This is a genomic window from Streptomyces formicae (genome assembly GCF_002556545.1).
In the GTDB taxonomy this organism is placed as follows: domain Bacteria; phylum Actinomycetota; class Actinomycetes; order Streptomycetales; family Streptomycetaceae; genus Streptomyces; species Streptomyces formicae_A.
The window spans coordinates 852,670-879,607 of sequence record NZ_CP022685.1; the positions used below are offsets into that span (position 1 = coordinate 852,670).

A 26,938-nucleotide genomic window follows, 5' to 3' on the forward strand; every position below is an offset into this window, starting at 1 on the left:
AATGGAATCATCTGTGACCAGCACCGAACTCACCGCCACCGACGCCCTCGTACGCATCCCCGGCCCGGCGACGCCCTATCAGGGGGACATCGCCCGCTACTGGGACGGGGAAGCCAGGCCCGTGAACCTGCGTCTCGGCGATGTCGACGGTCTCTACCACCACCACTACGGCATCGGTGAGGTCGACCGCACCGCGCTCGGCGAGCCCGAGGACAGCGAGAGCGAGAAGAAGCTGATCGCCGAGCTGCACAGGCTGGAATCGGCACAGGCCGACTACCTGCTCGGGCACCTCGGCGACATCGGGCGCGACGACACCCTGGTGGACGCGGGCTGCGGGCGCGGTGGCTCGATGGTGATGGCGCACCAGCGCTTCGGATGCAAGGTCGAAGGCGTCACGCTCTCGGCCAAGCAGGCCGAGTTCGCCAACCGGCGCGCCCAGGAACTGCGCATCCAGGACCACGTCCGCGCCCGCGTCTGCAACATGCTCGCCACGCCCTTCGAGACCGGGCAGGCCGCGGCCTCGTGGAACAACGAGTCGAGCATGTACGTCGACCTCCAGGATCTGTTCGCCGAGCACTCGCGCGTCCTCAAGGTCGGCGGGCGCTACGTGACCATCACGGGCTGCTGGAACCCGCGTTACGGCCAGCCCTCGAAGTGGGTCTCCCAGATCAACGCGCACTTCGAGTGCAACATCCACTCGCGCAGGGAGTATCTGCGCGCCATGGCCGACAACCGGCTCGTGCCGCAGGCCGTCGTGGACCTCACCCCCGACACGCTGCCCTACTGGGAGCTGCGGGCCACGTCCTCGCTGGTCACGGGGATCGAGGAGGCGTTCATCAACTCCTACAAGGACGGTTCGTTCCAGTACCTGCTGATCGCGGCCGACCGGGTCTGACGTCCGCTCGTGCTGCCGGGGACGGCCCGTTGGTCAGGCAACGGGCCGTCCCCTCACGGCTGCGGATCCGCCGCCGCCCGGGCATCGTCGACTACGCGGGGTCGGGCGCAAGCTGTGGGCAGGGACCGATCCACGCACCGACAGGAAGGCCGTGTCATGAGCGTTCTCGACTCTCCGATACCCCGGTTCCACCTGGCGGTACCGGTCGACGACCTGGCGGCCGCGCGCCGCTTCTACGGCGAGGTGCTCGGCCTGGAGCAGGGCCGCAGCGCGGACACCTGGATCGACTGGAACCTCCACGGCCACCAGTTCGTCACGCACCTCGCACCCGGGCGGGCACGCCCCGTCCACAATCCGGTCGACGGGCACGACGTCCCCGTGCCGCACTTCGGGCTGATCCTGACCGTCCCCGTCTTCGAGGAACTCGCCGGGCGACTGCGCGCGGCGGGCACCGACTTCGTCATCGAGCCCTACGTCCGCTTCGCGGGGCAGACCGGCGAGCAACGGACGATGTTCCTGCTCGATCCGGCGGGCAACGCGCTCGAGTTCAAGGCCTTCGCGGACGACTCCCAGGTCTTCGCCTCCTGAGCGAAGGACCGTGCCGGGGGTGGCGTCAGCGACACCCCCCGTCCGGGCCCCAGACCTCCTGTGCCGCGCCGCGTGCCGGAGCAGGCTTGCTCCTGTCACCAGCGAACACTCCGGCGTTCCCGCGCCGGACACCGACGGCGAACAGGAGACGTGATGACCAGCCACACGCGACGCAGGGTCCTTCAGGGGGCGGCGCTGGCCGCCGCGGGCAGCGTGGTCGGGGGCTACGGGCTCGGCCCGGGCGCCACCACCGCGCGGGCCGCGGCGGGCGGCGGTGGGACCCCGGCGGGCGGCGCGACGTCGACGCCGTTCCTGGAAGGGGCGTTCGCGCCGGTCACCGAGGAGCTGACCGCGTTCGACCTGCCGGTGACCGGCCGCGTGCCGCGCGACCTGGACGGCCGCTACCTGCGCACGGGACCGAACCCGCTCGGCCTCGAGGACCCGCGGGCGCACCACTGGATGCTGGGCGACGGCATGGTGCACGGGGTGCGGCTGCGCGACGGACGCGCCGAGTGGTACCGCAACCGGTGGGTGCGCTCCTCGCAGGTGGCCGAGAAACTGGGCGAGCCGTACCCGGGCCCGGTGCCGCCGGACGACTTCCCGTGCAACACGCACGTGATCCCGTACAAGGGACGGATCCTGGCGGTCCAGGAGAGCGGGCCGCTGCCGTACGAACTGGACGGCGAGCTCGGCACGGTGCGCCCGTACGACTTCCGCGGCACGCTGAAGGGCGCGTTCACCGCGCACACCAAGTACGACGCGGCCGCGGACGAGCTGCACGCGGTGGCGTACTACCCGACCTGGGACCACGTGCGGCACATCATGATCGACCGGACCGGGCGGGTGGCCCGCACCCACAAGATCCCGGTGACGGACGCGCCGATGATGCACGACTTCGCCCTCACCGAGAAGTACGTGGTGATCGTGGACGTCCCCATCACGTTCGACCCGGCGGCCGCCGAGGCGGGGGCGATCGTGCCGTACATCTGGAACAAGCGGCACCCGATGCGCCTCGGGGTCATGCCGCGCACCGGCGGCACCACCCGGTGGTTCGAGATCGATCCGGTGTACTTCTCGCACACGCTCAACGCCTACGACCAGGGTGACGAGTTGGTCCTTGAGCACATCTCCATGCCCGCGCCCTTCTACGCGGCGGGGCGGGGCAACGGCGGGCCCTCGTCGACGGGCAAGCCGACGCTGAACCGCTGGACGGTCGACCTGCGCGCGGGCCGGGTGCGCACCACCCGCATCGACGACATGGCGCAGGAGTTCCCCCGTGTCAACGAGTCGCTCGTCTCCCGCAGGCACCGCTTCGCGTACACGGCGAGCGCGGCGGAGATGTGGCGCGCCTACGAGACGGTGGACGGGGTGCCGCCGGACGAGAAGTTCACCAACTGCCTGGTCAAGCAGGACATGTTGCGCGGCAGCAAGCAGGTGCACCGCTTCCCCAAGGGGGCGGGGGCCAGCGAGCCGGTGTTCGTGCCACGCCGCGGCGCACGGGACGAGGACGACGGCTACATCCTCTCCTACGTGCACGACCCCGACCGCGGCGCGAGCGACCTGGTGATCCTCTCCGCGCAGGACTTCAAGGGGCACCCGCTGGCCCGCGTCCACCTGCCGGGACGCGTGCCGCTCGGCTTCCACGGGAGCTGGGTGGCGGACCAGTAGCCGACCCTCGGGCAGTGACCTCGGAGCGAGCGGCGAAGTAGGTTCGGTCCGTGCTGATCAAACTCGCGTTACACCGCCTGGCGCCCCACCGCTCGGCGGTGTCGCTGACCGTCCTGCTCCAAGTCGCCCAGACCGGCGCCCTGTTGTGGCTGCCCGCCCTCAACGCCGTGATCATCGACGAGGGAGTGGTGCGCGGCGACACGGGAGTGATCGTTCGGGTCGGCGGTCAGATGCTGGCCCTCACGCTGGTCCAGGTCCTGTGCGCGCTCGGCGCCCTGCACTTCGGCGCGCGCACGGCGCTGGCCGTGGGGCGCGATCTGCGGGAGGACGTCTTCGCCCACGTGCAGCGCCTGTCCGTGCACCAGGTGGCCAGGTTCGGCACGCCGTCGCTGGTCAACAGGACCACCAACGACGTACTCAACGTCCAGACGCTCCTGCTCACCGTTCTCACCCTGCTGGTCACCGCGCCGCTGATGTGCGCGGGCGGCGTGATCATGGCGTTCGGCCAGGACGTGCCGCTCTCCTCGGTCCTGCTGCTCCTGGTCCCCGTCCTCGCGGTGCAGGCCGCGCTGGTCCTGCGGCGGCTGCGTCCTCTGGTCCGGTCCCTCCAGGAACTCGTCGACGACGTCACGCGCACGCTCCGGGAGCAGATCACCGGAGTGCGCGTCGTGCGGGCCTTCGTGCGGGACGCCTACGAGCAGCGGCGCTTCGCACGGTCCAACGACAACCTCACCGACATCGCGACCCGGGTGGGCAGGATGACCACGCTGCTCCTTCCGCTGGGAGCGACGACGGTGAATCTGTTCGGCGTCGCGGTGGTGTGGCTGAGCGCGCCCCGGATCGAGGACGGCAGCATGCGGATCGGGGCGCTGACCGCGCTGATCACCTATCTCACGCTGATCCTCACGTCGGTGATGACCGTGACCGGCCTGTTCATGGTGCTGCCGCGCGGCGAGGTGAGTGCGGAGCGCATCGCCGACGTGCTGGGCACGGAACCGGAGATCGGGCCGCCGGCCCGGGCGGCGGCCCGGCCGTCCCGGCCCTGCCGGGTGGAGTGGCGCGGGGTGGAGCTCAGATATCCGGGCGCGGAGGTACCGGTGCTGAGCGCTCTCGCCCTGACGGCGGAGCCGGGCGCGGTCACCGCGGTCATCGGCCCGACGGGCAGCGGCAAGACCACCCTGCTCGGCCTGGTCCCGCGCCTGTTCGACGTCACGGCGGGGACGGTGCGCGTCGGCGGCCAGGACGTGCGCGACCTGGATCCGGCGGTCCTCACCCGCACGGTGGGGATGGTCCCGCAGAAGGCGTACCTCTTCTCCGGGACGGTCGCCTCCAACCTCCGGTACGGCAGGCCGGACGCGTCCGACGACGACCTGTGGCGGGCCCTCGAGGTCGCGCAGGCCCGTGACTTCGTGGCACGGATGCCGGGTCGGCTGCGGGCGCCGATCACCCAGGGCGGCGGCAACGTCTCCGGTGGGCAGCGCCAGCGCCTCGCGATCGCCAGAACGCTGGTCGCCGCTCCCGACGTCTACCTCTTCGACGACGCGTTCTCGGCGCTCGACCAGAGCACCGAGGCCGCGCTGCGGGCGGCGCTCGCCGAGGAGACGGCCGACGCCACCGTCGTCATGGTGGCGCAGCGCGTGAGCAGCGTGCGCGGCGCGGACCGCATCGTCGTCCTCGACGACGGCCGGGTCGTCGGCACCGGCTCCCACGAGGAGCTGTGCGAGAGCAGCCCGACCTACCGGGCGATTGTGCGCTCCCAGTCGCCGAGCGGAGTCGTCGCATGAGGTGGCCGCGGCGCACGGCGGCCGCCGAGCAGCAGGAGGCGCCGGCGCGGGCGGCCGACTTCCAGGGCGCGGCTCGCCGCCTGCTGCGCCGCGTACGACGCCAACGCGCCCTCTTCTACGGCATGTTGGCGCTCGGCACGACCAGCGTGACGCTCAATGTGGCCGGGCCCAAGGTCCTCGCGCACGCCACCGACCTGGTCGTGGCGGGTCTCGTCGGGCGGCGGCTGCCGGAGGGGACGAGCAGGGCGGACGCCGTCGGGCGGCTGCGCGAGCAGGGCGACGACGGGCTCGCCGACATGCTGGGCGCGGTGGACGTCGTGCCGGGGCACGGCATCGACCAGGGCGCTCTCGCGGCGACCCTGAGCCTCGCCGTCGCCGTGTACGCCCTCTCCGGTCTGTGCTGGATCGCGCAGGGGCGGGTGACGACCCGGGTGGTCCAGCGCACGGTCCGCGCCCTGCGCCAGGACGTGGCGGAGAAGCTGTCCCGGCTGCCGCTCTCCCACTTCGACCGCCAGCCGCGCGGCGAGATCCTGAGCCGCGCGACGAACGACATCGACAACATCGCGCAGACGCTCCAGCAGACGATCAGCCAGCTCACCAACTCGCTGCTCCTGGTGGTCGGCGTGCTCGGCATGATGTTCTGGATCTCGCCGCCGCTGGCCCTGGTCGCGCTGGTCACGGTGCCGCTCACCTTCGCGGTGACCGCGCTGATCGCCCGGCGCGCCAAGCCGCACTTCGTGCGCCAGTGGAGCCGTACGGGCCGGCTCACCTCGCAGGTCGAGGAGGAGTACACGGCGCACGACCTGGTGCTGCTGCACGGGCGTCAGCAGGCGTCCGCCGATGAGTTCGCCCGGCACAACGAGGAGCTGTTCCAGGCCGGTTACCGGGCGCAGTTCCTGAGCGGCGCCATCCAGCCCGCCCTCACCTTCATGGGCAACCTCGGCTATGTGCTGGTGGCGGTGGCCAGCGGCATCCGGGTCGCGTCGGGTGCCCTGTCGATCGGTGACGCCCAGGCGTTCGTGCAGTACTCGCGGCAGTTCGGCGGCCCGCTGACCAACGCGGCCAGCGTCGCCAACCTGGCGCAGTCCTGCGCGGTCTCGGCGGAGCGCGTCTTCGCCCTCCTCGACGCCCCGGAAGTGCGCCGGACCCCCACGACCTCCCGGCCGAACGGGGCCCAGGAGGCGCAACCGCCGGTCGGGCGGCTGGACTTCGAGGACGTGTCCTTCCGGTACACGCCCGAGGAGCCGCTCATCGAGGGCCTGTCCTTGTCGGTCGAACCGGGACAGCAGGTGGCCGTCGTCGGCCCGACGGGAGCGGGGAAGACGACTCTGGTCAACCTCCTGCCGCGGTTCTACGACGTCACCAAGGGCCGCATCCTGCTCGACGGCGTGGACATCGCCGAGCTGCCGCACGAGGAACTCCGGCGCGCGATCGGCATGGTGCCCCAGGACGCGTGGCTGTTCGCGGGCACCATCGCCGACAACATCGCGTACGGCAGGGAGGGCGCGACACGCACCGAGGTGGCGGAGGCGGCGCGGGCGGCCCACGCCGACCACTTCGTCCGCACGCTGCCGGACGGCTACGACACCCTGCTCGGTGACGGCGGTGCGGGGGTCAGCGCCGGTGAGCGGCAGCTCATCACCATCGCCCGCGCCTTCCTCGCCGACCCGCTGCTCCTCGTGCTCGACGAGGCGACCAGCTCCGTGGACACGCACACCGAGGCCCTGGTGCAGCAGGCGATGGCGCGGCTGAGCGAGGGCCGCACGAGCATCGTCATCGCCCACCGCCTCGCGACGGTGCGCGACGCCGACGTGATCGTGGTCCTCGACCGGGGCAGCGTCGTGGAACAGGGCACGCACGCCCAACTGCTGGCCGCGGAAGGGGCGTACGCGCGGTTGTGCGCGGCGCAGCTGCGGTGAGGGCCGCGATCTCACCCCCCGGCGAGCGCGTCGCCCGGGGAACGGTCCCGCTCCGCGGCGAGCACCGTCTCCACCACATCGGCCGCCGCGGGTGCCCCGCCCGCGGCGGCACAGGCGCGGCGCATGCGGTCGATCCCGGCCCTGACCGCCGTGTCCGAGGCCACCGACGCCACGGCGGCCCGGAGCACGTCCGCGGTGAGGTCCGCGCCCACCAGCCACCGCCCCAGGGCGAGTTCCTCGACCCGCCGGGCGTTCGCCTCCTGTTCGGGACGCTCGGGCACCACGACGAGGGGCACTCCCGCGTGCACCGATTCCATGACGGAGTTCATGCCGCCGTGCGAGACGAAGGCGGTGGCGCGGCGCAGGACCGCACGCTGGGGGAAGTACGGTCGCACGTCGAACTCCGGGGGCAATGGGCCCAGTTCGGCGGGGTCGATGTGTTCGCCGGTGGCCATGGCGACGCGCTGTCCGGTGTCGGCGAACGCGTCCCTGCACAGGGCGAAGAAACCGGGGCGTCGGGAGGCGGTGCCGAGCGAGACGTAGACCAGCGGCTCGTCATCGGCCGCGGCGCACACGTCGGCATCGGGGGCCACCTCTCCTTCCGCGTCGAGTGAAGGGCCGACGAAGTGGTAGCCGTCGTCGAACGTCTCGGCCGCGAACTGGAACTCACGGGGGACGAACACCACGTTCACCTCGGCGGGCGGGCCCGACATCAGGACGGAGGCCATGCTCACGCCGTAGGTGGTGGCACGTCGGCGCAGCCTCGCGAGCACCGGCCGCAGGGTGGCCCTGTCGGGGCCCTGCGCGCCGGGCACCAGACCCGCGCGCTGGGTGTGGCTGTTGCCCGCGCCTCCCGCGCACGCCCGGTGGCTCGCCGGGACCCTGCCCGGCGCCCGGCTCGCTCACATACCCGGAATGGGGCATCTGTTGCATCCGGCGGTCACCGCCCGGCTGGCCGGGGAGATCCTGGCGCACACGGCCGCCGCCTCTGGCGCGGCCCGGTGAGCCTCCCCCCGGCGAGTCATATCGTCGAACGGGGGCCCGGTACCTGGCTGCGGCCCCCATGGGCAAGGATGTCGGCTATCGGCCGCCACGGCTGCGCACCAGCAGGTACAGGAAGTACGGCGTGCCGATCACGGCCGTCATGAGGCCCGCGCCGAGCTGGGCCGGGGCGATCACCGTGCGGCCCACCAGGTCGGCGGTGCACACCAGGATCGCGCCCAGGAGGACGGCGACCGGGACCACCCGGGTGTGCTGACGGCCGACGAGGGCGCGGGCCGCGTGCGGTGCGACCAGGCCGACGAAGCCGATCGTGCCCGCGGCGGCGACGGCGGTGGCGCTCAGCAGGACGCTGAGGACGAGGAAGCCGAGGCGGCCCCGGCTCAGGTTCAGGCCGAGCAGTCTCGGGGTGTCCTCGTCCAGGGAGACCAGGTCGAGTTCGGTGCGCCGGGTGAACGCGACGGCCACGCCCACGGCGAGGACGATCGCGAGGGGCACCACGTCGGGCAGGGTGCGCCCGTAGGTCGAGCCCGCGAGCCAGGTGATCGCCTTCGTCGCGTTGAACGGGTCGGTGAGGATGATCAGCATGCTGATGACCGCGGCCGATCCGGTGGCGAGGCCGAAGCCGACCAGGACGAGCCGGTTCTGCTGGAAGCCGCCCCGTGCCGCGAGCCCGAAGACGATGACCGAGCCGATCGCGGCACCGGCGAACGCGCCTCCCGCGAGGGTCCACGACCCGGCCGTGGGCACGGTCGTCACGAGCAGGACGGCCCCCGCAGCGGCGGCGTTGGTGACGCCGAGAACGCCCGGTTCGGCCAGGGGGTTGCGCGTCACGGCCTGGATGAGGGTGCCCGCGAGGGCGAGGGCCCCGCCCGCGAGGAGGGCCGCGGTGACGCGCGGCACGCGGGTGTCGAGGACGAAGGAGACGGTCTGCCCCGCCCTGCCCTGCGCCCAGTTGACGACGTCGCCGAGGAGCAGCTTGCTGTCGCCGATGAGTACGGCGGCGATCATCAGGCCGATCAGGACGGCCACCAGGGCGACGGTCGTGACGACGAAGGCGCCGCGGCTGCGGATGCGCAGCCGGTCGGCGGGTGCGGCGCCCGCCGTGTCCTTGGCGCGCGCGGCCATGGTGACCAGGAAGACGGCGCCGACCAGGCTGGTGACGACGCCGGTCGGCACCGCGACCGCCGTGTCCGAGGGGACGACGGCACGCAACAGCACGTCGGAGCCGAGCACCAGGGCCGCGCCGGTCAGGCCCGCGAACGGCAGCCGGGCACGCGAGCGCGTGAAGGCGCGGAACCTGCGGGCGAGCGGGCGTACGAGGGCGGGGGCGCACAGGCCGACGAAGCCGACGGGCCCGGCGAGGGTGACGGCGGCGGCGGAGAGCAGCGCGGCGAGCACGACGGCGATGACGCGGGTGGAGCGCACGGGCACGCCGACGCCGTGCGCGGCGTCGTCGCCGAGGGCCAGCGCGTCGACCCTGCGGGCGAGCAGGATCAGGCCGACGAGGCCGATGACGGCGATCGGCAGCATCTGCAGGACGCCGTCGAAGCCGTTCTGCGCGATGCTGCCCTGGTTCCACTTGTAGAGGCCCTCGGTCTCCTGCGGGAACAGCAGGAGCAGCCCTTCGGTGACGGCGAGCAGTCCGAGGGTCAGGGCGCTGCCCGCCAGCACGAGGCGGACGGTGCCCGCGCCGAGGCCGGACAGGCCGAGGACCACGGCCGCCGCAGCGAGGCCGCCGACGAAGGCGATGCCGGAGGAGGCGAGGAAGGGCAGCGAGACGCCGGTGGCGGCGGCCACGCCGAGCGCGAGGTAGGAGCCCGCGTTGACAGCGAGGGTGTCGGGCGATGCCAGGACGTTGCGGCTGACCGCCTGGAGGGCGGCGCCCGCGATGCCGAGCACGGCGCCGACGAGCAGTCCTGCGGTCATCCTCGGCAGCCGGGAGGCGACGACGACGGACGCGTCGGACGTGTCGGCGCTGCCGGTGAACGCCTTCCATATCTCTGCGGGGCCGACGGCGGCGGTGCCCTGGGTGATGTCGACGACCGCGAGCGCGGCGACGAGAAGGAGCAGTGCGGCCGTCACCGCGGCCGCGCCCGTACGGGATGCGGCTGTCGCGGGACGGGTGGCGGGGGTGGTTGCGGTGACGGCCATGGTGCTACTTCTTCAGCGCCTCTACGACGGAGTCGACGTACTGGTTCATCGACGCGGTGCCACCGAACATCCAGATGCCGTCGGGCAGCCGGTGCACGTTGTCCTTCTTGACGAAGGGCAGCGACGTCCACACCTTGTCCTTCTTGAGGACTCCGGTGAACGGGTTGCTGCCCTTGTCGCCGTCGTTGCCGATGTAGGCGAAGTGCACGTCCTCGTCGAGCTTGGTGAGGCCCTCGACGTCGGTGGCACCGAGGCCGTACGCCTTGTCGCCCTTGACCGACCAGTCGTTCTCGAGCCCGAGCTTCTCGTTGACCGCGCCGATCAGGGAGCCGCTGGTGTACGGCCGGATCGAGGTCTGGTTGCCCGTGACGTAGCCGTCGGCGAAGGCGTACTTCGCGCCGCCGCGACCGGCGTCCGCGAGCTTCTTCCTGCCCTCGGCGAGCTTCGCCTCGAAGTCCTTCTTGAGCTTCGTGGCCTGCTCGGTGGTGCCGGTGGCCTCGGCGAGGAGGTCGAGGTTCTTCGTCATCTGGCCGATCGGGTCACCGGCGTCGGAGGGACGCAGGTTGAGGACCGGGGCGATGTCGCGCAGCTGCTTCACGGCGGCCGCGGGCAGGTCGGTGGTCGCGATGATGAGGTCGGGCTTCAGGGACGCGATGGTGTCCATGCTCGGCTCGCCGCGCGTGCCGATGTCCTTGGCGTCGTTCTTCAGCGGGGCGGCGGTGTCCCACGTCTTGTAGCCCTTGACGTCGGCGACGCCGGTCGGGGCGACACCCAGCGATATCAGGCTCTCGACGGCGTTCCACTCGGTGCCGACGACCTTCTTGGCCGGGCCGTTCTTCAGCGTCACCTTCGCGCCGGTGCCGTCGGTGAGCGTGATCGCATCGGCGTTCTTCTTGGCGTTGTCGTCGGCGGCCGGCTCGGTGGTGCCGCAGGACGTCAGGGCGAGGGCCGCCGCGGTGGCGGTCGCCGCGGTGATCAGGAGGCGTCTCATGAGGTGGTGCTGAGCCTTTCGCTTCGCGAGTGGTGACGGCCGATGGCGCGGGTGCGCAGGCGGCCGGTGAGGGGGTCGGAGTCGACTTCGATGTGGATGCCGTACGTGCCGGTCAGTCGCTCCGGTGTCAGCACGTCTTCCGGGTCGCCGTCCGCGATGACCCGTCCCTCGTCGAGGAGGAGGATCCGGTCGGCGATGGCCGCGGCCTGGTCGAGGTCGTGCAGGACGGCCCCGACGGCGATGCCGTGGTCGTCGGCCAAGTCCCGTATCAGGTCGAGGAGTTCGACCTGGTAGCGCAGGTCGAGGTGGTTGGTCGGCTCGTCGAGCAGGAGCACGCCCGTCTCCTGGGCGAGGCAGCCCGCGAGCCAGACGCGCTGGAGCTGTCCGCCGGACAGGTGCTCGGCGCCGCGTTCGGCGAGGTCCTCGACGCCGGTCATGGCGAGCGCGCGGTCCACCGCGGCCCGGCCGCCCGGGTCGGCCTTGCCCCAGCGGCCGCGGTGCGGGTAGCGGCCGAACTCGACGACGTCGCGTACGGTCAGGCCGCTCGGCGTGGGACGGCCCTGGGTGAGCAGGGCGACGTGCCGGGAGAACTCACGGGGACTGAGGGCGAGGCCGTCGGTGTCGCCGTCGATGACGAGGGTGGCGGTCCTCGGGCGCTGGAGCCGCGCGAGCGTGCGCAGCAGCGTCGATTTCCCGCTGCCGTTCGGACCGACGAGAACGGTCACCTCGCCCGGCTTCAGGGTCATCGAGGCGTCGTGGACGACGTCGACGCCTTCGTACGCCACGGTGACGCCCGTGGCCGACAGTTCATGACCCCGGGGGCGTCCGGCCTCGCTGGTCTCTTCGCCTTCATGCACGTCGCAGAGGTTAGCCTAACCTTACAACCGAGCGAAACAGACCCCCACGTACTTGCCGCAAGCCACAATTCGGCCAGGCCGCGCCTCCGTCAGACGACGTCGTCGAACTCGCAGTAGACGACGGTGCAGTCGTCGCCCGCCTTGTACCTCGGCCAGCGCACCCCCTCCGGGTCGCCCGCCTCCGCCTCGCGCACCCGCCTGACCAGTTCGCCCGTGCCCTTGTCCGCCAGGAGGTCGAGGGTCTCGCCCCAGCCGGTGACGCCGTAGTCCTCGACGAGACAGGACGCGCCGTCGCTCATGACCGCGGCGCGGGTGACCCCTTCGCGCGGGACCGAACCCGTCAGCGCGTGGTACGCCGCCTCCGGCGCGGAGCCCGCCACCCAGTAGCCGTCGGCCACGTTGCGGTGCGGACGCTGGGCGGCCACCAGGGCGCTCACCGCGCGGCGGTGTTCCTCGGTGCCGATGCGCTGGTCGAGCGTCGCCTTGTGCTCCTCCTGCGCGAAGTCGTCGGCACGGTGATCGGAGAGGACCCGAAGACCCGCCGGACCTTCGAGGAGCATGACGGAGTCGAAGAGGGAGAGGTGGTCGACGGTGTCCGGGCCCTCGCGCAGGAGCGCTATCGAGGACGAAGGGGTGCCCGGGTGGGCGAGGTCGCAGGTGTCGCGGTGGAGCCCGGCGACCCTGCTGATGGCCTCGGCCGCGCAGTCGGCGAGCGGATGGTGGGGGCGCGAGGTCGCCGCGTGCAGCAGATACGTGCTGAGGCGGGCCACGTACCAGGGGGTGCCGTGCACACACCCGCTGCCCAGTTCGGGCGGTGACGAGAGCCCGTCCACCACGAGGGCCACGTGCGGATTGACGGCCAGGAAGTCCTCGTTGGGCTTCAGCGCCGATCCCGCGGTGGACAGGAATGAGGTACGCATGCCCCTCCTTGTGCGTATGTCCTTGTGCGTATGGACAGGTGGTCAGCCGTGCTCGACGTCGAAGGTCACGGTGAGCGAGTACCGCTCGCCCGCGTACCGGGACTCGGTGGATTCCAGTGGATCGCCGTGCTGGTCGAGGATGAGCCGACGCTCCACCAGGAGCGCCGTTCCCCGTGCCAGGCCCAGGAGTTCGGCGTCCTCGTTCGTCGCACTGTCCGCGCTGAGGACGGCGTGCCCGAAGGACGGGGTGTGTCCCAGGTCCACGAGCGCCTCGTGCAGGGACCCGGTGGCGAGATCGCGTTCCAGGAGCGCGGCGACGGCCACGGGGAAGGCCGACCGCTCGCGCGCCACCGGCGTGCCGTCCGCGAGCCTGACCCGTTCGACGGCGACCACCTCCGTGCCCGTCGCCAGGCGCAGTTGTTCGGCCTCGGCCGCGGTGGCCACGCGCCGTTCGCGGGCGACGACCTCGGAGGACGGCAGCCTGCCCTGGCGCCGCATCTCCTCACTGAACCGGACCAGGCTGTCGGCCCTGCGGCCGCTGGGCGGCGGCGCCACGAACGTCCCCCGGCCGCTCTCGCGGTACACGAGTCCGTCGGCGACCAGGCGCAGGACCGCGGAGCGCGCGGTCATCCTGCTGACCTCGAACTCCCGCGCCAGTTCGGTCTCCGAGGGCAGCGGCGCGTGCGGCTGGAGGCCCGCGATGCGTCGTCGCAGGGCCTGTTCGATGGTGTGGTAGCGGGGGGCGAAGTCGGGCTGCGTTCCGCGGGTGGGCATGCGCGCATCCTAGTGAGCGGTCGACGGGATGTCCGTTGCCTCCCTCAGCCGACCGCATGGGCGTCCTCGGGGACGTCGACCCGCTCCCGCAGCCAACTGCGCAGGGCGGGGCCGCGCGCCGGATCGCGCAGGGCCTCGTCGAGCGTCGCGCGGAGCATGCCGCCTGGGGTGCCGATGTCGTGCCGGACCCCGGTGTGCAGGACCACGTGCACCGGGTGCCCCCGCTCGATGAGGACGGAGATCGCGTCGGTCAGGTCGATCTCGCCGCGCGGTCCCGGGCCGATCTCCCGCAGCGGGCCGAAGACTTCACGGTCGAGCAGATAGCGGCCCGCGCAGGCGAGCGTGGAGGGGGCTTCGTGCGGCGCGGGCTTCTCCACCATCGCGCGGACGCGTTTGACGCCCGGGTCCGCCGTGTCGCGCACGTCGAACACGCCGTAGGCGGAGAGGTCCGCGCGAGCCGCCTCGAAGGCGCACAGGACCGTCCCGCCGTAGCGGCGGCGCACCTCGGCCATCCGCGTCAGGACGCCCGCGGGCAGGACGAGGTCGTCGGGGAGCAGGACGGCGACCGCGGTGTCCTCCTCGGTCAGGAGGGGTTCGGCGCAGGCCACCGCGTGGCCGAGGCCCAGCGGCTCGGGCTGTACGGCGTTCTCGACGCGCAGCAGCCCCGGGGCGCGCCTGACGGCCTCGGCCGCGTCGTCCTTGCCCCGGGATTCGAGGAGCTTCTCCAGGTCGTGGTCGCGGGAGAAGTGCGCGGCCACGGCTTCCTTCTCGGGGGACGTGACGGTGATGAGGCGCTCGGCACCCGCGGCGGCGGCCTCGGCGGCGACGATTTCGATGGCCGGTGTCGCCATGACGGGAAGGAGTTCCTTGGGAACCGATTTGGTGACGGGCAGAAAGCGCGTTCCCAGTCCTGCCGCCGGCACGACGGCGGTGCGGAATTCCCCGTGCGTGTTCATAGACGCCCTTCTCCTGTGGTCGTGTTCAAGATGCGGTGACCGGTAATTCAGGCCCGCTGGACGAGCGCCCAGGCATCGGCCACCATGTCGTGCAGATCTCGTGCGGGTTTCCAGCCGAGCTGGTCGGTGATTTTCTGCGAAGAGGCCACGAGCACCGAAGGGTCACCGGCCCGGGGCTCGGCGAAGGAAACGGGAATGGAATGACCGGTGACATCACGGCACGCCTTCACCACGTCCCATACCGAGTGGCCGGATCCACGCCCGAGATTGAATACTTCGTGGCGCCCCGGCGTACAGGCTCCCAGGGCCAGGAGATGCGCCTGTGCCAGGTCCGCGACATGGATGTAGTCACGGACACACGTGCCGTCCGCGGTGGGATAGTCGGTGCCGAAGATCTTCACTTCCGGGGCGTGTCCGGCGGCCACCGCCAGGACGTTGGCGATCAGGTGCGTCTCGGGTTCGTGGCGCTCACCGAGCCCGTCATAGGCACCGGCCACGTTGAAGTAGCGGAGGCTGACGGCGCCGAATCCGTGCAGATCGGCGTACGAGGCGAGGGCGGTGTCGATCGCCAGCTTGGTGGCGCCGTAGGGGCTCACCGGGCGGGTGGGATCGGTCTCGGTGATCGGGGTGCGCTCGGGGTCGCCGTAGGTCGCCGCCGTCGAGGAGAAGACGATCCTGCGTACGTCCGCGCGGCGCATCGCGTCGAACAGCGCGAGCGACTGACCGAGGTTCTGCTGCCAGTAGAAGCCCGGCTTCCGCACCGATTCGCCGGTCACCGACTTGGCCGCGAAGTGCAGGACCGCGTCGAAGGAGTCGCTGGCCAGGACGGTTTCGGCCGCGTCGCGCAGGGTGTCGACGATCAGCCGCGCGCCGTCGGGCACGGCGTCCGCGTGGCCGGTGGAACAGTCGTCGAGGACCACCACCGAGTGGCCGTTCTCCAGGAGTTGCGCCGTGACGACGCTGCCCACGTAGCCGGCGCCTCCGGTGACGAGTAACTTCATCGCCCTTTTCCTTTCCCGCGTCCGCAGGACGTCCGTGTGCGCCGACCGGCAGGGACCGGCGGCGGAGGGTGGGGGGTCGGTGGATGGGTGCGAGGGGGCGGCACGGGACCGTCCCGCGCGGCGGGTGCGGGCCCGCCTCGCGTGACAGGTGCTCACCCGCCGCGTACGGCAGCCGAATCGGTGGCCCGGGGCGGTGTGGTGGGCGGCCTCCGCGGTCTCGCGGAGGCCGCCCGCCGCCACCTCGCCCATCCTGTCTAGCTGTATAGACCGCTTAGTGTCAAGAGCGCCCGACCCCTATCAACAACGCACCGTCAATTGAATGCTGAACGGTTTACCGGAGCGCCTTCGAACCGTAAGAAATCGGCTCCCTCGTCACGAACAAGCCAAGATCATCAGCGTGGTTGACACAGACTCGTGTACCCAACAACATTGCGAGTGCTACCGATTCGCTTGCGAGGGAAGAAACCAGCTTTCCGCGCACAGGACGACCGTCCCGCACCGCGAAGTGCGCCGCCACGATGAAGTGGCCCACTATTCAACCAAATCCCTTTCCCGTTACGGCCGATGGCTCCGCACGCCGTTTTCCTGACGTTTCCCTGACGTCCCCTAATCCCGTAAACCCTTTCTCCAACTCACCTGATCCCTGCCGTCAAGCGGAGAAGAGGAAATCGCATGCTGCCTGAATCCCCGCACGTTCCCTCGGCGTTCACCGGTGCGACGCCCGCCTTCCGGCGCGTCGGCGTCACCGGGGGCCTCGGGTTCGTCGGCCGCAACCTCGTGCGCGCGCTGCACCGCCAGGGCGCCTCCGTGACGGTCTTCGACCTCGCGGCGCCGGGCGGCGCGAACCTGCCGGAGGGCGTGCGCCACGTGCCCCTCGACCTCCGCGATCCCGCGACCGTGACGAGCGCGCTCGGCGATCTCGACCTGCTGTTCCACCTGGGCGGCAACTCCAGCGGCACGGTGGCGGTCACGGACCCGAGGCTCGACTTCGAGACCAACGCGCTCGGCACGTTCAACGTCTGCGAGGCGGCGCGGCTCACCTCGCTCCCCCGTCTCGTCTACCTGTCGTCCGCGATGGTCTACGGCACCCCGCAGGCGGTGCCGCAGCACGAGGACCACCCCACCCTGCCGTACTACCCCTACGGCGCCTCCAAGTTGTCCGGCGAGCACGTCGTCCGCGCCTACGCCCGCACCTACGGCCTGTCCGCCGTCATGGGCCGGGCCTTCGTCATCTACGGGCCGGGCGAGGACCCCCGCAGGGCGGGCGCCGAGGTCGGTCAGTACCTGCGCTGGCACCTCAACGACCGGCCCATCCACGTCACCGGCGACCCCGACCGCAAGACCCGCGACTTCGTGCACGTCCACGACATCGTCACGGCGCTCCTGCTGCTCGCGGCGCGGGGCGACGACGGCGAGGTCTACAACCTCGGCTCCGGGCGCGAGGTCTCGCTGCGCCAGCTGGTCGAGCACATCGGCGACGTCACGGGGCACCGCCCCCGGATGCTGACCGACGACACCGTCACCGACGACACCTACCGTCTCGTCGCCGACGTCTCCCGCCTGCGCGGCCTCGGGTACCGGCCCGCCGTCGACCTGGCCGCGGGCCTCGCGGGGCTGGTCGACGCGCTCGGCCCCACGCCCGAACTGCCGCAGCTCGACACCATCTTCCACCCGACATCGGGAGCCCCGGCATGACCACCGATGACACCGCTCCCTGGTGGCAGGGGGCCGTCGTCTACCAGATCTACCCGCGCAGCTTCGCCGACCACGACGGCGACGGCGTCGGGGACCTGCAAGGCGTCATCGACCGCCTGGACCACGTGGCGGGGCTCGGCGTCGACGCGATCTGGCTCTCGCCCTTCTACCGTTCGCCGATGCGGGACTTCGGCTACGACGTCAGCGACCACACGGACGTCGACCCGCTCTTCGGGGACCTGGACACCTTCGACCGGCTCCTGACGGCCGCCCACGAGCGGGGCCTGCGCCTGCTCGTGGACTACATCCCCAACCACACGTCCTCGGACCACCCCTGGTTCACCGCCGCCCGCTCGGGACGCGACGACCCCCACCGCGACCGGTACGTCTGGCGGCCCCCCGCGCCGGGCGGCGGCCCGCCCAACAACTGGCTCAGCGTCTTCGGCGGCGGCCCCGCCTGGACGTACGACGAGGCGACCGGCGAGTACTACCTGCACTCCTTCCTGCCCACGATGCCGGACCTGAACTGGCGCGAGCCCGCCGTGCGCGAGGCCATGTTCGACGTCGCCAGGTTCTGGCTCGACCGGGGCGTGGACGGCTTCCGCATCGACTGCGCGCACTTTCCGATGAAGGACCCGCACCTGCGCGACAACCCGCCCGCCGCCGACGGCGCCCTCGCCATGCACCGGCCCTACGGCGACTACGACACGCAGCAGCACGTCCACGACAAGGGCCACCCCGACAACCACGGCCTCTACCGCGAGCTGCGAAAGCTCCTGGAGAGCTACGCCCCCGGCGGCAGCCGCATCGCGGTGGGCGAGGTGCACGTCTTCGACTGGGCCGAGTGGGCCACGTACTACGGCGAACAGCTCGACGAGCTGCACATGCCCTTCAACTTCGGTCTGTTACAGACGCCTTGGCGGGCCGACGACGTGCGCGACCTCATCGCGCGCATCGACTCCGTACTGCCCGAAGGCGCCTGGCCCAGCTGGGTCGTGGGCAACCACGACGAGCCCCGCGTGGCCTCCAGGATCGGTGAGGCCCAGGCGAGGGTCGCCATGCTGCTCCTGCTCACCCTGCGCGGTACGCCCACGCTGTACGCCGGGGACGAACTCGCCCTGCCCGACGCCGATGTGCCGCCCCATCTCGTCCAGGACCCCTGGGGCAGGACGGGGCAGGCGCTGGGTCTCGGCCGCGATCCGCAGCGCTCCCCCATGCTGTGGTCGGCGGCCCCCGGCGCCGGATTCACCCGCGACGACGTCACCCCCTGGCTGCCGTTCGCCGACGACCCCGCCGTGCGCGGCGTCGAGGCGCAGGACGGGCGTCCCGGCTCCATGCTCACGCTCACCCGCGCGCTGCTGCGGCTGCGCGCGGAGCGGCCCGAACTGCGAGGCGGCGCGCAGACGTTGCTCTCCGAGCTGCCCGAAGGCGTCGTCGGCTACCTGCGCCACACCGAGGGATCGGCGCTCCTCGTGCTCCTGAACCTCACCTCGACGCCCCGGCACGTCACCAGCACCGATCTCTCCCCCGAGGGCCCGCCCGGTCCCTTCGAGCTCCTCGCCGCCACGTCGGACCGCGCCGCGCCCGCCCCCGTCTGCCTCCCCCTGCTGCTCGACGCGGACGAGGCCGTGGTGCTGCGGGTCATCTGAGCCCGCGCGCCCGCCCCGTGGCCCACCCACCGGAACCGTCCGTGCCCCCACCCTCGTACGGCCAGAAAAGAGGCCCCAGTTGAGCGTCTCCCTCGTCGACCTGCCGCCCGCGCCACGGACGCGGGAGTCCGCCGCGCCGCCGCACGGGCGCACGGTCTGGCACATCAACACGACCGCGCACGGCGGCGGTGTCGCCGAACTGCTGCGCAGGTCCGTGCCCGCCCACAACGCGGCGGGAGTGCCCGCCAAGTGGCTCGCGCTCGGCGGCGACGCGGAGTTCTTCGCGGTCACCAAGCGCCTGCACCACCGGCTGCACGGCTTCCACGACCCGCACGGCGCGCTCGGCGCCGACGAGCGGCGGACCTACGCGGACGCCACCGGGCAACTGGGCGAGGAAGTCCTCGCACACGTGGCGCCCGGCGACCTCTGCGTCCTGCACGATCCGCAGTCCATCGGCCTGGCCCCCGCACTGTCCGCCGCCGGGATCAAGGTGGTCTGGCGCTGCCACATCGGCAGCACCGACCACGGATCGCCCGAGGTCCGCGAGACCTGGGAGTTCCTGCGCCCCTACCTGGACGCGCCGCTGCGCTGCGTCTTCTCCGTCGACGGGTACGCGCCCCCGGGCCTGCGGCCGGGACAGTGCGTGACGATCCCGCCGTCCATCGATCCGGCCGCCGCCAAGAACCGCTCCCTGACACCGGACGAGGTAACGGCCGCGCTGCGTGCGATCGGTCTTGAGGAGGGTGCACCGGGGACGACCGGTTCCGCGCGGAGCGGTACGGCGACGGTCCTCCAGGACGCGCCGCTGCCGCCCGGCGCCGAGGTCGTCGTGCAGGTGTCGCGCTGGGACCCGCTCAAGGACATGGCGGGCGTGCTCGCCGCGTTCGCCGAGCGGATCGCGCCCCGGCGCCCGGCCGCCCACCTCGTCCTCGCCGGGCCCGAGCCCCTCGACATTCCCGACGACCCGGAGGGCGCGGAGATCTTCGCGGGCGTGCACGACGCCTGGGCCGCGCTGCCCGCACCGGTCAGGGCCCGCGTGCACCTGGTGAAGCTGACGCTCAAGGACACCGAGGGCAACGCGCTGCTCGTCAACGCGTTGCAGCGGCGGGCCGACGTCATCGCGCAGAAGAGCCTGCGCGAGGGGTTCGGCCTGACGGTGAACGAGGCCATGTGGAAGGGCGCCGCGATCGTCGCGAGCCGGGTGGGCGGCATCCCCTCCCAACTGCGCCACGAACGCGAGGGTCTCCTGCTCGCCGACGCGCACGACGGCGAGGAGTTCGCCGCCCACGTCCTGCGGCTGCTCGCGAACGAAGGGCTGCGCAAGCGGCTCGGGGACGCGGCCCGCCAGCGGTGCGCCGAACTGTTCCTGGCCGAGCGCGAACTCGCCGACCACTACCGCCTCTACCAGGAGCTGTGGGCCTGACGGGCCCCGCCACGGAACGAACGGAAGAGGACCACATGTCACAGGAACCCGTCGTCGTCATCGGGGCGAGCAGCGGTTTCGGCGCCGCCCTCGCCCAGGAGCTCACCCGGCGCGGCCACACCGTCCTGGCCGGGGCGCGCTCGCCCGAAGGCCCCGGCGACGTGCCCTACCAGCCGGTCGACGTGACCTCCGACGAGTCGGTCGCGGCGTTCTTCGCCGAGGTGGACGCCCGCTTCGGCGCGCCGTACGGATTCGTCTACTGTCCCGCGGACTCCTCCGCCGTCGGGCCCGGCTGGGAGGTCCCCGTCGAGGAGGTCTCCCGGGTCGTCGACGTGACGTTCGTCGGCTTCGTGCGCTGTCTGCGGCACGTCGTCCCGCCGATGAAGGAGCGGGGCCGGGGCAGCGTCCTGGCCATCGGCTCGCGCGGCGCCCGCGTCCCCGTGCCCGCCCTCGCCGCGTACTGCGCGGGCAAGGCCGCCCTCGAACAGCACGTGCGCTGCCTCGCCGAGGAGCTGGCCGACACCCCGGTGCGGGTCAACGCCCTCGGCATCTCCGGCGAGACCCCGCTCGCCCGTGACCACCTGAACCGCAAGGAGAAGGCCCTCGGCCTGACCACGCCCTACCCCGCCCTGCCCGACGTCCGCGACAACCTCCCTGCCGCGTGCTTCCTGCTGTCCGAGGACGCCGCCCATGTGTCGGGGCAGGTGCTCGACGCCCGTCCCCCTGCCTGGACCTGACATTTCTTCACCTCCCGAACCAACCTGAGGAAGTGCCATGACGTACCACACCCTCGACTCCCTCGATCCCGCCCCGCTCCCCACCGGCCTGCACACCGACCGCGCCCAGGAGACCCGCTGGGTCGTCCAGGCGGTCAAGCCCGTCCAGTACGAGGTACGGATGGTCGCGGGGCTGCTCGACCCCGCCTCCGACGAGCTGGCCACCGCCGGTACCACCGAACGCACCGGGAATCGCCGCTTCGTGGTCGTGGACGCCCACGTCCACGAGCTCTACGGCGACCGCATCCGCGCCTACCTCGACCGGCACGGCCTCACCGGACGGCTCTGCGTGCTGCCCGCCGGCGAGGAGGCCAAGACCATGGAGAGCGTGCTGCGCGTGGTGCGCGGCATCGACGAGTTCGGCATCTCGCGCCGCCACGACCCGGTGATCGCCATCGGCGGCGGCGTACTCCTGGACATCGTCGGCTTCGCGGCCAGCATGTACCGCCGCAGCACTCCCTACGTCCGGGTGCCCACCACCCTCATCGGCCTGGTCGACGCGGGGGTCGGGGTGAAGACCGGCATCAACTTCGACGCGGGCAAGAACCGCCTGGGCACCTATGCGGCGCCCGCCGTCTCGCTCCTGGACAGGACCTTCCTCACCACCCTCGACCGGCGCCACCTCAGCAACGGCCTCGCGGAGATCCTGAAGATCGCCCTGGTCAAGGACGCCCGGCTCTTCGCCCTCCTGGAGTCCCACGCGGAGGAACTGATCGAGACCGCGTTCCAGGGCCGGTTCGACCAGGACCCGGTCGCCGCCGAGGTGTTGGAGCGCGCCATCCACGGCATGCTCGAAGAGCTCCAGCCCAACCTGTGGGAGAGCCGCCTGGAACGCCTGGTGGACTACGGGCACACCTTCAGCCCGACCCTGGAGATGGACGCGCTGCCCGCCCTCCTGCACGGTGAGGCGGTCAACCTCGACATGGCCCTGACCACCGTGATCGGCCGCCGTCGCGGCCTGGTCACCGATGCCGAGCAGGAGCGCGCGCTGCGCGTGATGCGGCGCCTGGAGCTGCCGCTCAGCCACCCGGTGTGCACCGGCGACCGCCTGGAGCGGGCGCTCGCGGACACGGTGCGCCACCGCGACGGCCTCCAGCGCCTGCCGCTGCCGGTGGGCATCGGCGACGCCTGCTTCGCCAATGACGTGACGGCCCGTGAACTGCACGACGCGGCCGAGGAGTTGGCACAGCTGGAGACGACCCGTGCACGGTGACCTCCAGGTGTCGCATCTCGGCACGCCCTCGGACGTGTACGGCGTGCACGGCGCAGCGGGGCGGACCCAGTGGCGCTCGCTGGCGGCGGGCCGGGCCCTGCGCGGTCCCTACGAGGCGGTGGAGTGGGCCTGCGTGCCGCCGGGCGGCATCAGCGGCGAGCACCGGCACACCAGGACCGAGGAGATGTACATCCTCCTCACCGGCGAGGGCGAGGCCCTGCTCAACGGCGCACCTCATCCGGTGCGCGCCGGTGAGCTGATCCTCACCGGCCTGGGCGCCACCCACGCGCTGCGCAACACCGGTTCGGTGGACCTGAGTTGGCTCACCCTCGAAGTTCCCGCGCACCGCACGATCAGCACGGCACACGCGGCCCCCGGGGGCCGGGAAGGCGAGGAGAACATGCCGGTACCACCGCCGGGCAGGACGGCCGTGGTCAGCCTGGACGAGCGGAAGGACGTCGATCCGCGGCCCGTCCTCCAGGGCCCGCTGCGCCGGGTCCGCCACCTGGTCGTGGCGCCCGGTGCCGAGGAGAAGTTCTCCGGCGCGGGCCAGGAGCACAGCGTGTTCGTCCGCTCCGGCACGGGCGTGGCACTGAGCGGCGCCTCCCGGGTTCCCGTGCGGGCGGACACGGCGGTGACCACCTCACTCGGCGAGGACCTGGTCGTGACGGCCGGCGCGGAGGGCCTCGATCTGATCTGCGCGACGTTCGTCGTCGACGCCGCCAGTGGTGACGCGCCGGGAGCGGAGGGCGAACGATGATCGTCACCGACAGCCGGTCCGCCTCCGTCACCCACCGCGCGGACGGCGACGTGGTCTGGCGGACCCTGGCCAGGCGCGGCATGGTGTTCAGCGAGTGCGAGGCGGTCGACCACCTCGTACTCGACGCGGGCGGCACGCTGGCCTCCCGCCCCGACGACGGCACGGATCTCGTCTGGTACGTCCTCGCGGGCGGTGGCACGTTCGAGGCGGCGGGCGAGCCGCCGCGCGCGCTCGCCGCGGACGGCATGGCGCTGGTCCCCGCCGGTGCGGCCGCGCGGCTCACCTGCGCGGAGCCGACCGCCCTCCTGGCCCTCACGACGGTCCCGGAGCGCGTCTCGCGCCGCCTGCCGCGCCGGGCGCCCTGCATGTAGACCCGGCACCCGCCCCGCCCCACAGCCCCCTACGCCCCACCCTGCTCTTGCCCCACGGGAGTCACCTTGCCCCCACACCCGAACGCCCCCGCCGATCGCGGGGTCCGTACCCGAGGGATCCCTTCGGCCACGCACGTCGACCACGTCGCGTACACCGTCCCGGATCTCGACGAGGCGATCCGCTTCTTCACCGAGGTGCTCGGCGCCGACCTCGTCTACCGCGAGGAGCCCGTGCGTGCCGACGACGATGCGATGCGCGAGACCCTCAACGTGCATCCGCGCGCGGTGGCCGAGATCGCCATGCTCCGCCTGGGGCCCGTCACCAACGTCGAGCTGTTCGCCTACCACGCTCCCGACCAGCGCCGTCTCATGCCGCGCAACAGCGACTACGGCGGCCATCACCTGTCCTTCCACGTCACCGACATCGACGCGGCGGCGGACCATCTGCGCGCCCAGCCCGGCGTACGCGTCCTCGGCGAGCCGCGGACCGTCACGTCGGGGCCCATCGCGGGCATGCGGTGGGTCTACTTCCTCACCCCGTGGGGCATGCAGATGGAACTGAGCTGCCCGCCCGCGCGCCTGCCTTACGAGGAGTCGACCGTGCACCGCAGGTTCTCGCTCGCCGACCGGGGGGTGTGAGCCATGGACGTGGGCATCTCGCTGCCGACGACATCGCGGCGCGCCTGGGACCCGGGGCTCGCCCACGTGGCGCGCGCCGCCGAGCAGGAGGGCGCCGCGTCGCTGTGGGTCAACGACCATCTGGCGATGGTGGCCGACCCCGCTTCGCCCTATCCCTACCGGGCCGACGGAGCCATCGCCTGGGACCCCTCGGCCCCGCAGCTGGAGGCGCTCGTCGCGCTCGCCCAGGCCGCGGCGGTCACCGAGCGGGTCAGGATCGGCACCGCCGTCCTGGTGCTCCCGCAACGCAATCCGGTGGAGCTCGCCAAGGCCACCGCGAGCCTTGACGTGCTGTCAGGAGGGCGGCTGCGCCTGGGGGTCGGGGCGGGGTGGCTCGCCGAGGAGATGCATGCGCTCGGGCACTCCTTCGCGGGCCGCGGCAGGCGCATGGAGGAGTGCGTACGGGTGTTGCGCGCCTGCTGGTGCGGCAGGCCCGACCGCTTCGAAGGCGAGCAGGTCTCCCTCCCGGACGGCCTGTTGATGTTCCCCAGGCCCGTCAGGGAGGCGGGCGTGCCGATCCTCGTCGGCGGGATGAGCAAACCGGCCCTGCGCCGCGCCGCCCTGCTCGGCGACGGCTGGCTCGCCGTGGCGGACGCCGACGCGGTGGACAGCGCCGAACTGGGCGCCGCCGTGGGCCTCTTGGAGGCGGAGCGGTCGGCCCACGGACGCAGCGGCCGTGCCGAGCGCGTCCTGAAGATCAACTGCCCGGCCGGGGCGGACGCCACGCGCTGCGCCGAGGCCACGGTCGCGGCGGCCGCCGCCGGGTTCGACGAAGTGATCCTCGACGTGTCGTGGGAACGCCTCGACGACGCGTCGGACCTGCTGCGCGCCGCCCTGGACGCGGCGTCCGGCGTGCGCACGGCCTCGGGAGGCACGCGATGACCGGGCGCTTCACCGGCCGCACCTGCCTGGTCACCGGCGGCACCAGGGGCATCGGCCGCGACATCGCGCGCCGCCTCGTCGAGGAGGGCGCCGACGTCACGATCACCGGCCGCTCGGCCGGGCCGCTCGACGACGCCGTACGGGAGTTGAAGGGCGCGGGCCCCGGTACCGCGCACGGCGTCCGGTGCGACCTGGCCGACTCCGGCGCGGTGCGCGCCCTCGGCGCCGAGGTGCTCGCACGGTCGGGCCGCGTGGACGTCCTCGTCAACAACGCGGGCACGGCGACGCTGCACCGCTTCACCGACGTGCCCGAGCGGGATCTGGACGAGGTGTGGGCCGTCAACGTGCGCGGTGCCTTCCTGCTGACCCAGCTGCTCGTGCCCGCGATGACGGCGGCGGGCGACGGCAGCGTGGTCAACGTGTCGAGCCAGGCCGCCGTCCAGGGCCAGGCCCTGATCTCCCACTACGCGGCGACCAAGGCGGCGCTGCTCGGCCTGACCCGGTGCCTGGCCGTCGAACTGGCGCCCGCCGTGCGGGTCAACGCGGTCTGCCCGGGCATCGTCGAGACCGACATGATCGCCGAGGACTTCCGCCGCCAGGGCGGCCTGCTCGGCACGGACGCCGACGCCGTGCGCGACGCGACGCTCGCGGGCATTCCGCTCGGCCGCTTCCAGCGCGGCGCGTCGGTGGCCTCGACCGTGGCGTTCCTCGCCTCGCGGGACGCCGCCGACATCACGGGCCAGACCTGGCACGTCGACGGCGGCATGACGATCGGCCGACGCGGCCCGCGCCACGACGCCACCGACCACCTACAGGAGACCTGACCCCATGCCGGTTCCCCCCTTCCTCGCGGATCTGCGCTCCCACGTGGGCACCCAGCTCCTCTGGCTCTCCGGGGTCAGTGCCGTGGTCGTCGACGACGACGAGCGCATCCTGCTCGTACGGCGCGCGGACAACGGTCTGTGGGCGATCGTGGGCGGCGTGCTCGAACCCGGCGAGCAGCCCGCTCCCGCCATCGTGCGCGAGGTGCACGAGGAGACGGGCGTCCACGTGGTGCCCGAGCGCGTCTGCACCGTCTACACCGAGCCGCCCATGACCTACCCCAACGGAGACCGGGCCCAGTACCTGGACATCGCCTTCCGCTGCCGCCCGGTCGGCGGCCGGGCGCGGGTCAACGACGACGAGTCGCTCGAAGTGGCCTGGTTCCCCGCCGACGCGCTGCCCGCCATGGAGGAGAAGAACCTCCTCAAGATCACACAGGCGCTCAAGGGCGGCGCCGAGTCGTGGTTCGTGGAGCCGTCATGAGCGGCGACGGCGGCACGGGCGTGCCGCGCGCCCTCGTCTGGGACATGGACGGCACGCTCCTCGACTCCGGTGAGGTGGTGCCCGACGCCTTCGTCGAGACCGTCCGCAGGCTCGGCGGCGCGACGCCGAGCAGAGCCGAGGTCGTCGAGCTCTACGCCCTGGGCCCACCGCGCATCATGCTGTCCCACCTCCTCCAACGGCCGTGCACCGAGGAGGAGTTGGACCTCTATCACCATGCCCTCGCCGACACCGCGGTCGGCGCCGTCGTCTATCCGGGGATCCGGGCGGCGCTCGACGCGCTGCACGGGAGCGTCCCGCTCGCGGTGTTCACCGGCGCCAGCCGTCGCGCCGCGCGGATCCTGCTCTCGGCCACCGGCCTCGCCGACCACTTCGACGCCGTCGTCGGCGGCGACGAGGTGGCCCGTCAGAAACCCGACCCCGAGGGCGTGTTGAGCGCCTGTCGGCACCTGGGCGTCAGCGCGCGCGACGCGGTCTACGCCGGTGACGCGCCGCGCGACCTGCTCGCCGCGCGCGCCGCCGGTGCCCGCGCGGCCGCGGCCGGGTGGGGCCACCAGTACGACCCCGGTGCGCCCGCCGACCTCACGCTGCTGACGCCCGATGACCTGCTGCCGCTCTTCGGCCGCCCGGCGGGCCCCGCACCCCTGTGACCACCCCTCTCG

The 26,938-nt window shown here is 72.4% G+C and carries 26 protein-coding genes; 18 read left to right on the forward strand and 8 right to left on the reverse strand.

The window, feature by feature from the left end; all coding sequences use genetic code 11:
- The first annotated feature begins 13 nt into the window (after positions 1-13).
- The 5 genes from KY5_RS03415 (at position 14) to KY5_RS03435 (ending at position 6,854) form a co-directional block, all read left to right on the forward strand.
- On the forward strand, positions 14-895 hold the full coding sequence (locus KY5_RS03415) for a geranyl diphosphate 2-C-methyltransferase (protein WP_418952737.1): 882 nt from the start codon (positions 14-16) through the stop codon (positions 893-895).
- Between the two features lie 156 nt (positions 896-1,051).
- Complete coding sequence (locus tag KY5_RS03420) at positions 1,052-1,483, forward strand: VOC family protein (protein ID WP_098240770.1); 432 nt, start codon at positions 1,052-1,054, stop codon at positions 1,481-1,483.
- 153 nt (positions 1,484-1,636) lie between these two features.
- A complete protein-coding gene (locus KY5_RS03425) occupies positions 1,637-3,151 on the forward strand; it encodes a carotenoid oxygenase family protein (protein ID WP_098240771.1) in 1,515 nt (504 codons plus the stop codon).
- Positions 3,152-3,201: 50 nt separating this feature from the next.
- Positions 3,202-4,935, forward strand: coding sequence for an ABC transporter ATP-binding protein (locus KY5_RS03430; RefSeq protein ID WP_098240772.1), 1,734 nt, complete (start codon positions 3,202-3,204; stop codon positions 4,933-4,935).
- The gene (locus tag KY5_RS03435; protein WP_098240773.1) at positions 4,932-6,854 is read left to right on the forward strand and encodes an ABC transporter ATP-binding protein; all 1,923 of its coding nucleotides are present in this window, start codon (positions 4,932-4,934) and stop codon (positions 6,852-6,854) included. The genes KY5_RS03430 and KY5_RS03435 overlap by 4 nt, the downstream gene beginning before the upstream one ends.
- 11 nt (positions 6,855-6,865) lie before the next feature.
- Here KY5_RS03435 and KY5_RS03440 read toward each other — a convergent pair whose 3' ends face one another.
- Positions 6,866-7,582, reverse strand: a complete 717-nt coding sequence (locus KY5_RS03440; RefSeq protein ID WP_234363134.1) for a nucleotide disphospho-sugar-binding domain-containing protein — start codon at positions 7,580-7,582, stop codon at positions 6,866-6,868.
- A gap of 16 nt (positions 7,583-7,598) precedes the next feature.
- On the opposite strand from KY5_RS03440, the gene KY5_RS03445 reads away from it, so the two are divergent.
- The gene (locus KY5_RS03445; protein WP_159072480.1) at positions 7,599-7,859 is read left to right on the forward strand and encodes a hypothetical protein; all 261 of its coding nucleotides are present in this window, start codon (positions 7,599-7,601) and stop codon (positions 7,857-7,859) included.
- 75 nt (positions 7,860-7,934) lie between these two features.
- Here KY5_RS03445 and KY5_RS03450 read toward each other — a convergent pair whose 3' ends face one another.
- The 7 genes from KY5_RS03450 to galE form a co-directional block, all read right to left on the reverse strand.
- A complete protein-coding gene (locus KY5_RS03450; protein WP_098240776.1) occupies positions 7,935-10,007 on the reverse strand; it encodes an iron ABC transporter permease in 2,073 nt (690 codons plus the stop codon).
- A gap of 4 nt (positions 10,008-10,011) precedes the next feature.
- On the reverse strand, positions 10,012-10,998 hold the full coding sequence (locus KY5_RS03455; RefSeq protein ID WP_098240777.1) for an iron-siderophore ABC transporter substrate-binding protein: 987 nt from the start codon (positions 10,996-10,998) through the stop codon (positions 10,012-10,014).
- Complete coding sequence (locus KY5_RS03460) at positions 10,995-11,855, reverse strand: ABC transporter ATP-binding protein (protein ID WP_098240778.1); 861 nt, start codon at positions 11,853-11,855, stop codon at positions 10,995-10,997. The genes KY5_RS03455 and KY5_RS03460 overlap by 4 nt, the downstream gene beginning before the upstream one ends.
- An 89-nt stretch (positions 11,856-11,944) precedes the next feature.
- The gene (locus tag KY5_RS03465) at positions 11,945-12,775 is read right to left on the reverse strand and encodes a hypothetical protein (RefSeq protein WP_098240779.1); all 831 of its coding nucleotides are present in this window, start codon (positions 12,773-12,775) and stop codon (positions 11,945-11,947) included.
- A gap of 42 nt (positions 12,776-12,817) precedes the next feature.
- A complete protein-coding gene (locus KY5_RS03470) occupies positions 12,818-13,549 on the reverse strand; it encodes a GntR family transcriptional regulator (RefSeq protein ID WP_098240780.1) in 732 nt (243 codons plus the stop codon).
- A 44-nt stretch (positions 13,550-13,593) separates the two neighbouring features.
- Complete coding sequence (locus KY5_RS03475; RefSeq protein ID WP_098240781.1) at positions 13,594-14,505, reverse strand: UTP--glucose-1-phosphate uridylyltransferase; 912 nt, start codon at positions 14,503-14,505, stop codon at positions 13,594-13,596.
- Between the two features lie 47 nt (positions 14,506-14,552).
- A complete protein-coding gene (galE, locus tag KY5_RS03480) occupies positions 14,553-15,506 on the reverse strand; it encodes a UDP-glucose 4-epimerase GalE (protein ID WP_098240782.1) in 954 nt (317 codons plus the stop codon).
- A gap of 672 nt (positions 15,507-16,178) precedes the next feature.
- On the opposite strand from galE, the gene KY5_RS03485 reads away from it, so the two are divergent.
- The 12 genes from KY5_RS03485 (at position 16,179) to KY5_RS03540 (ending at position 26,926) form a co-directional block, all read left to right on the forward strand.
- Entirely contained in the window at positions 16,179-17,201 is a 1,023-nt protein-coding gene (locus KY5_RS03485) for an NAD-dependent epimerase/dehydratase family protein (protein ID WP_098240783.1), read from the forward strand.
- Positions 17,198-18,850: an alpha-amylase family glycosyl hydrolase gene (locus KY5_RS03490; RefSeq protein WP_098240784.1), complete on the forward strand. Its 1,653-nt coding sequence runs from the start codon at positions 17,198-17,200 to the stop codon at positions 18,848-18,850. Before KY5_RS03485 ends, KY5_RS03490 begins: the two co-directional genes overlap by 4 nt.
- A 79-nt stretch (positions 18,851-18,929) precedes the next feature.
- The gene (locus KY5_RS03495) at positions 18,930-20,273 is read left to right on the forward strand and encodes a glycosyltransferase (protein ID WP_098240785.1); all 1,344 of its coding nucleotides are present in this window, start codon (positions 18,930-18,932) and stop codon (positions 20,271-20,273) included.
- A 35-nt stretch (positions 20,274-20,308) separates the two neighbouring features.
- Complete coding sequence (locus KY5_RS03500; RefSeq protein ID WP_159072481.1) at positions 20,309-21,010, forward strand: SDR family NAD(P)-dependent oxidoreductase; 702 nt, start codon at positions 20,309-20,311, stop codon at positions 21,008-21,010.
- Positions 21,011-21,047: 37 nt separating this feature from the next.
- Positions 21,048-22,262: a sedoheptulose 7-phosphate cyclase gene (locus tag KY5_RS03505; RefSeq protein WP_098240787.1), complete on the forward strand. Its 1,215-nt coding sequence runs from the start codon at positions 21,048-21,050 to the stop codon at positions 22,260-22,262.
- Entirely contained in the window at positions 22,252-23,022 is a 771-nt protein-coding gene (locus KY5_RS03510) for a cupin domain-containing protein (protein WP_159072482.1), read from the forward strand. Before KY5_RS03505 ends, KY5_RS03510 begins: the two co-directional genes overlap by 11 nt.
- Positions 23,019-23,393 (forward strand): hypothetical protein, encoded by a 375-nt coding sequence (locus tag KY5_RS03515; RefSeq protein WP_098240789.1) that lies wholly within the window; start codon positions 23,019-23,021, stop codon positions 23,391-23,393. The genes KY5_RS03510 and KY5_RS03515 overlap by 4 nt, the downstream gene beginning before the upstream one ends.
- Positions 23,394-23,459: 66 nt before the next feature.
- Complete coding sequence (locus tag KY5_RS03520; RefSeq protein ID WP_098240790.1) at positions 23,460-24,032, forward strand: VOC family protein; 573 nt, start codon at positions 23,460-23,462, stop codon at positions 24,030-24,032.
- A gap of 3 nt (positions 24,033-24,035) precedes the next feature.
- Entirely contained in the window at positions 24,036-24,953 is a 918-nt protein-coding gene (locus KY5_RS03525; RefSeq protein WP_098240791.1) for a TIGR03619 family F420-dependent LLM class oxidoreductase, read from the forward strand.
- Entirely contained in the window at positions 24,950-25,777 is an 828-nt protein-coding gene (locus tag KY5_RS03530; protein ID WP_098240792.1) for an SDR family NAD(P)-dependent oxidoreductase, read from the forward strand. The genes KY5_RS03525 and KY5_RS03530 overlap by 4 nt, the downstream gene beginning before the upstream one ends.
- A gap of 4 nt (positions 25,778-25,781) precedes the next feature.
- Positions 25,782-26,258: an NUDIX hydrolase gene (locus KY5_RS03535; protein WP_098240793.1), complete on the forward strand. Its 477-nt coding sequence runs from the start codon at positions 25,782-25,784 to the stop codon at positions 26,256-26,258.
- Positions 26,255-26,926, forward strand: a complete 672-nt coding sequence (locus KY5_RS03540; RefSeq protein WP_098240794.1) for an HAD family hydrolase — start codon at positions 26,255-26,257, stop codon at positions 26,924-26,926. Before KY5_RS03535 ends, KY5_RS03540 begins: the two co-directional genes overlap by 4 nt.
- Positions 26,927-26,938 lie beyond the last annotated feature (12 nt).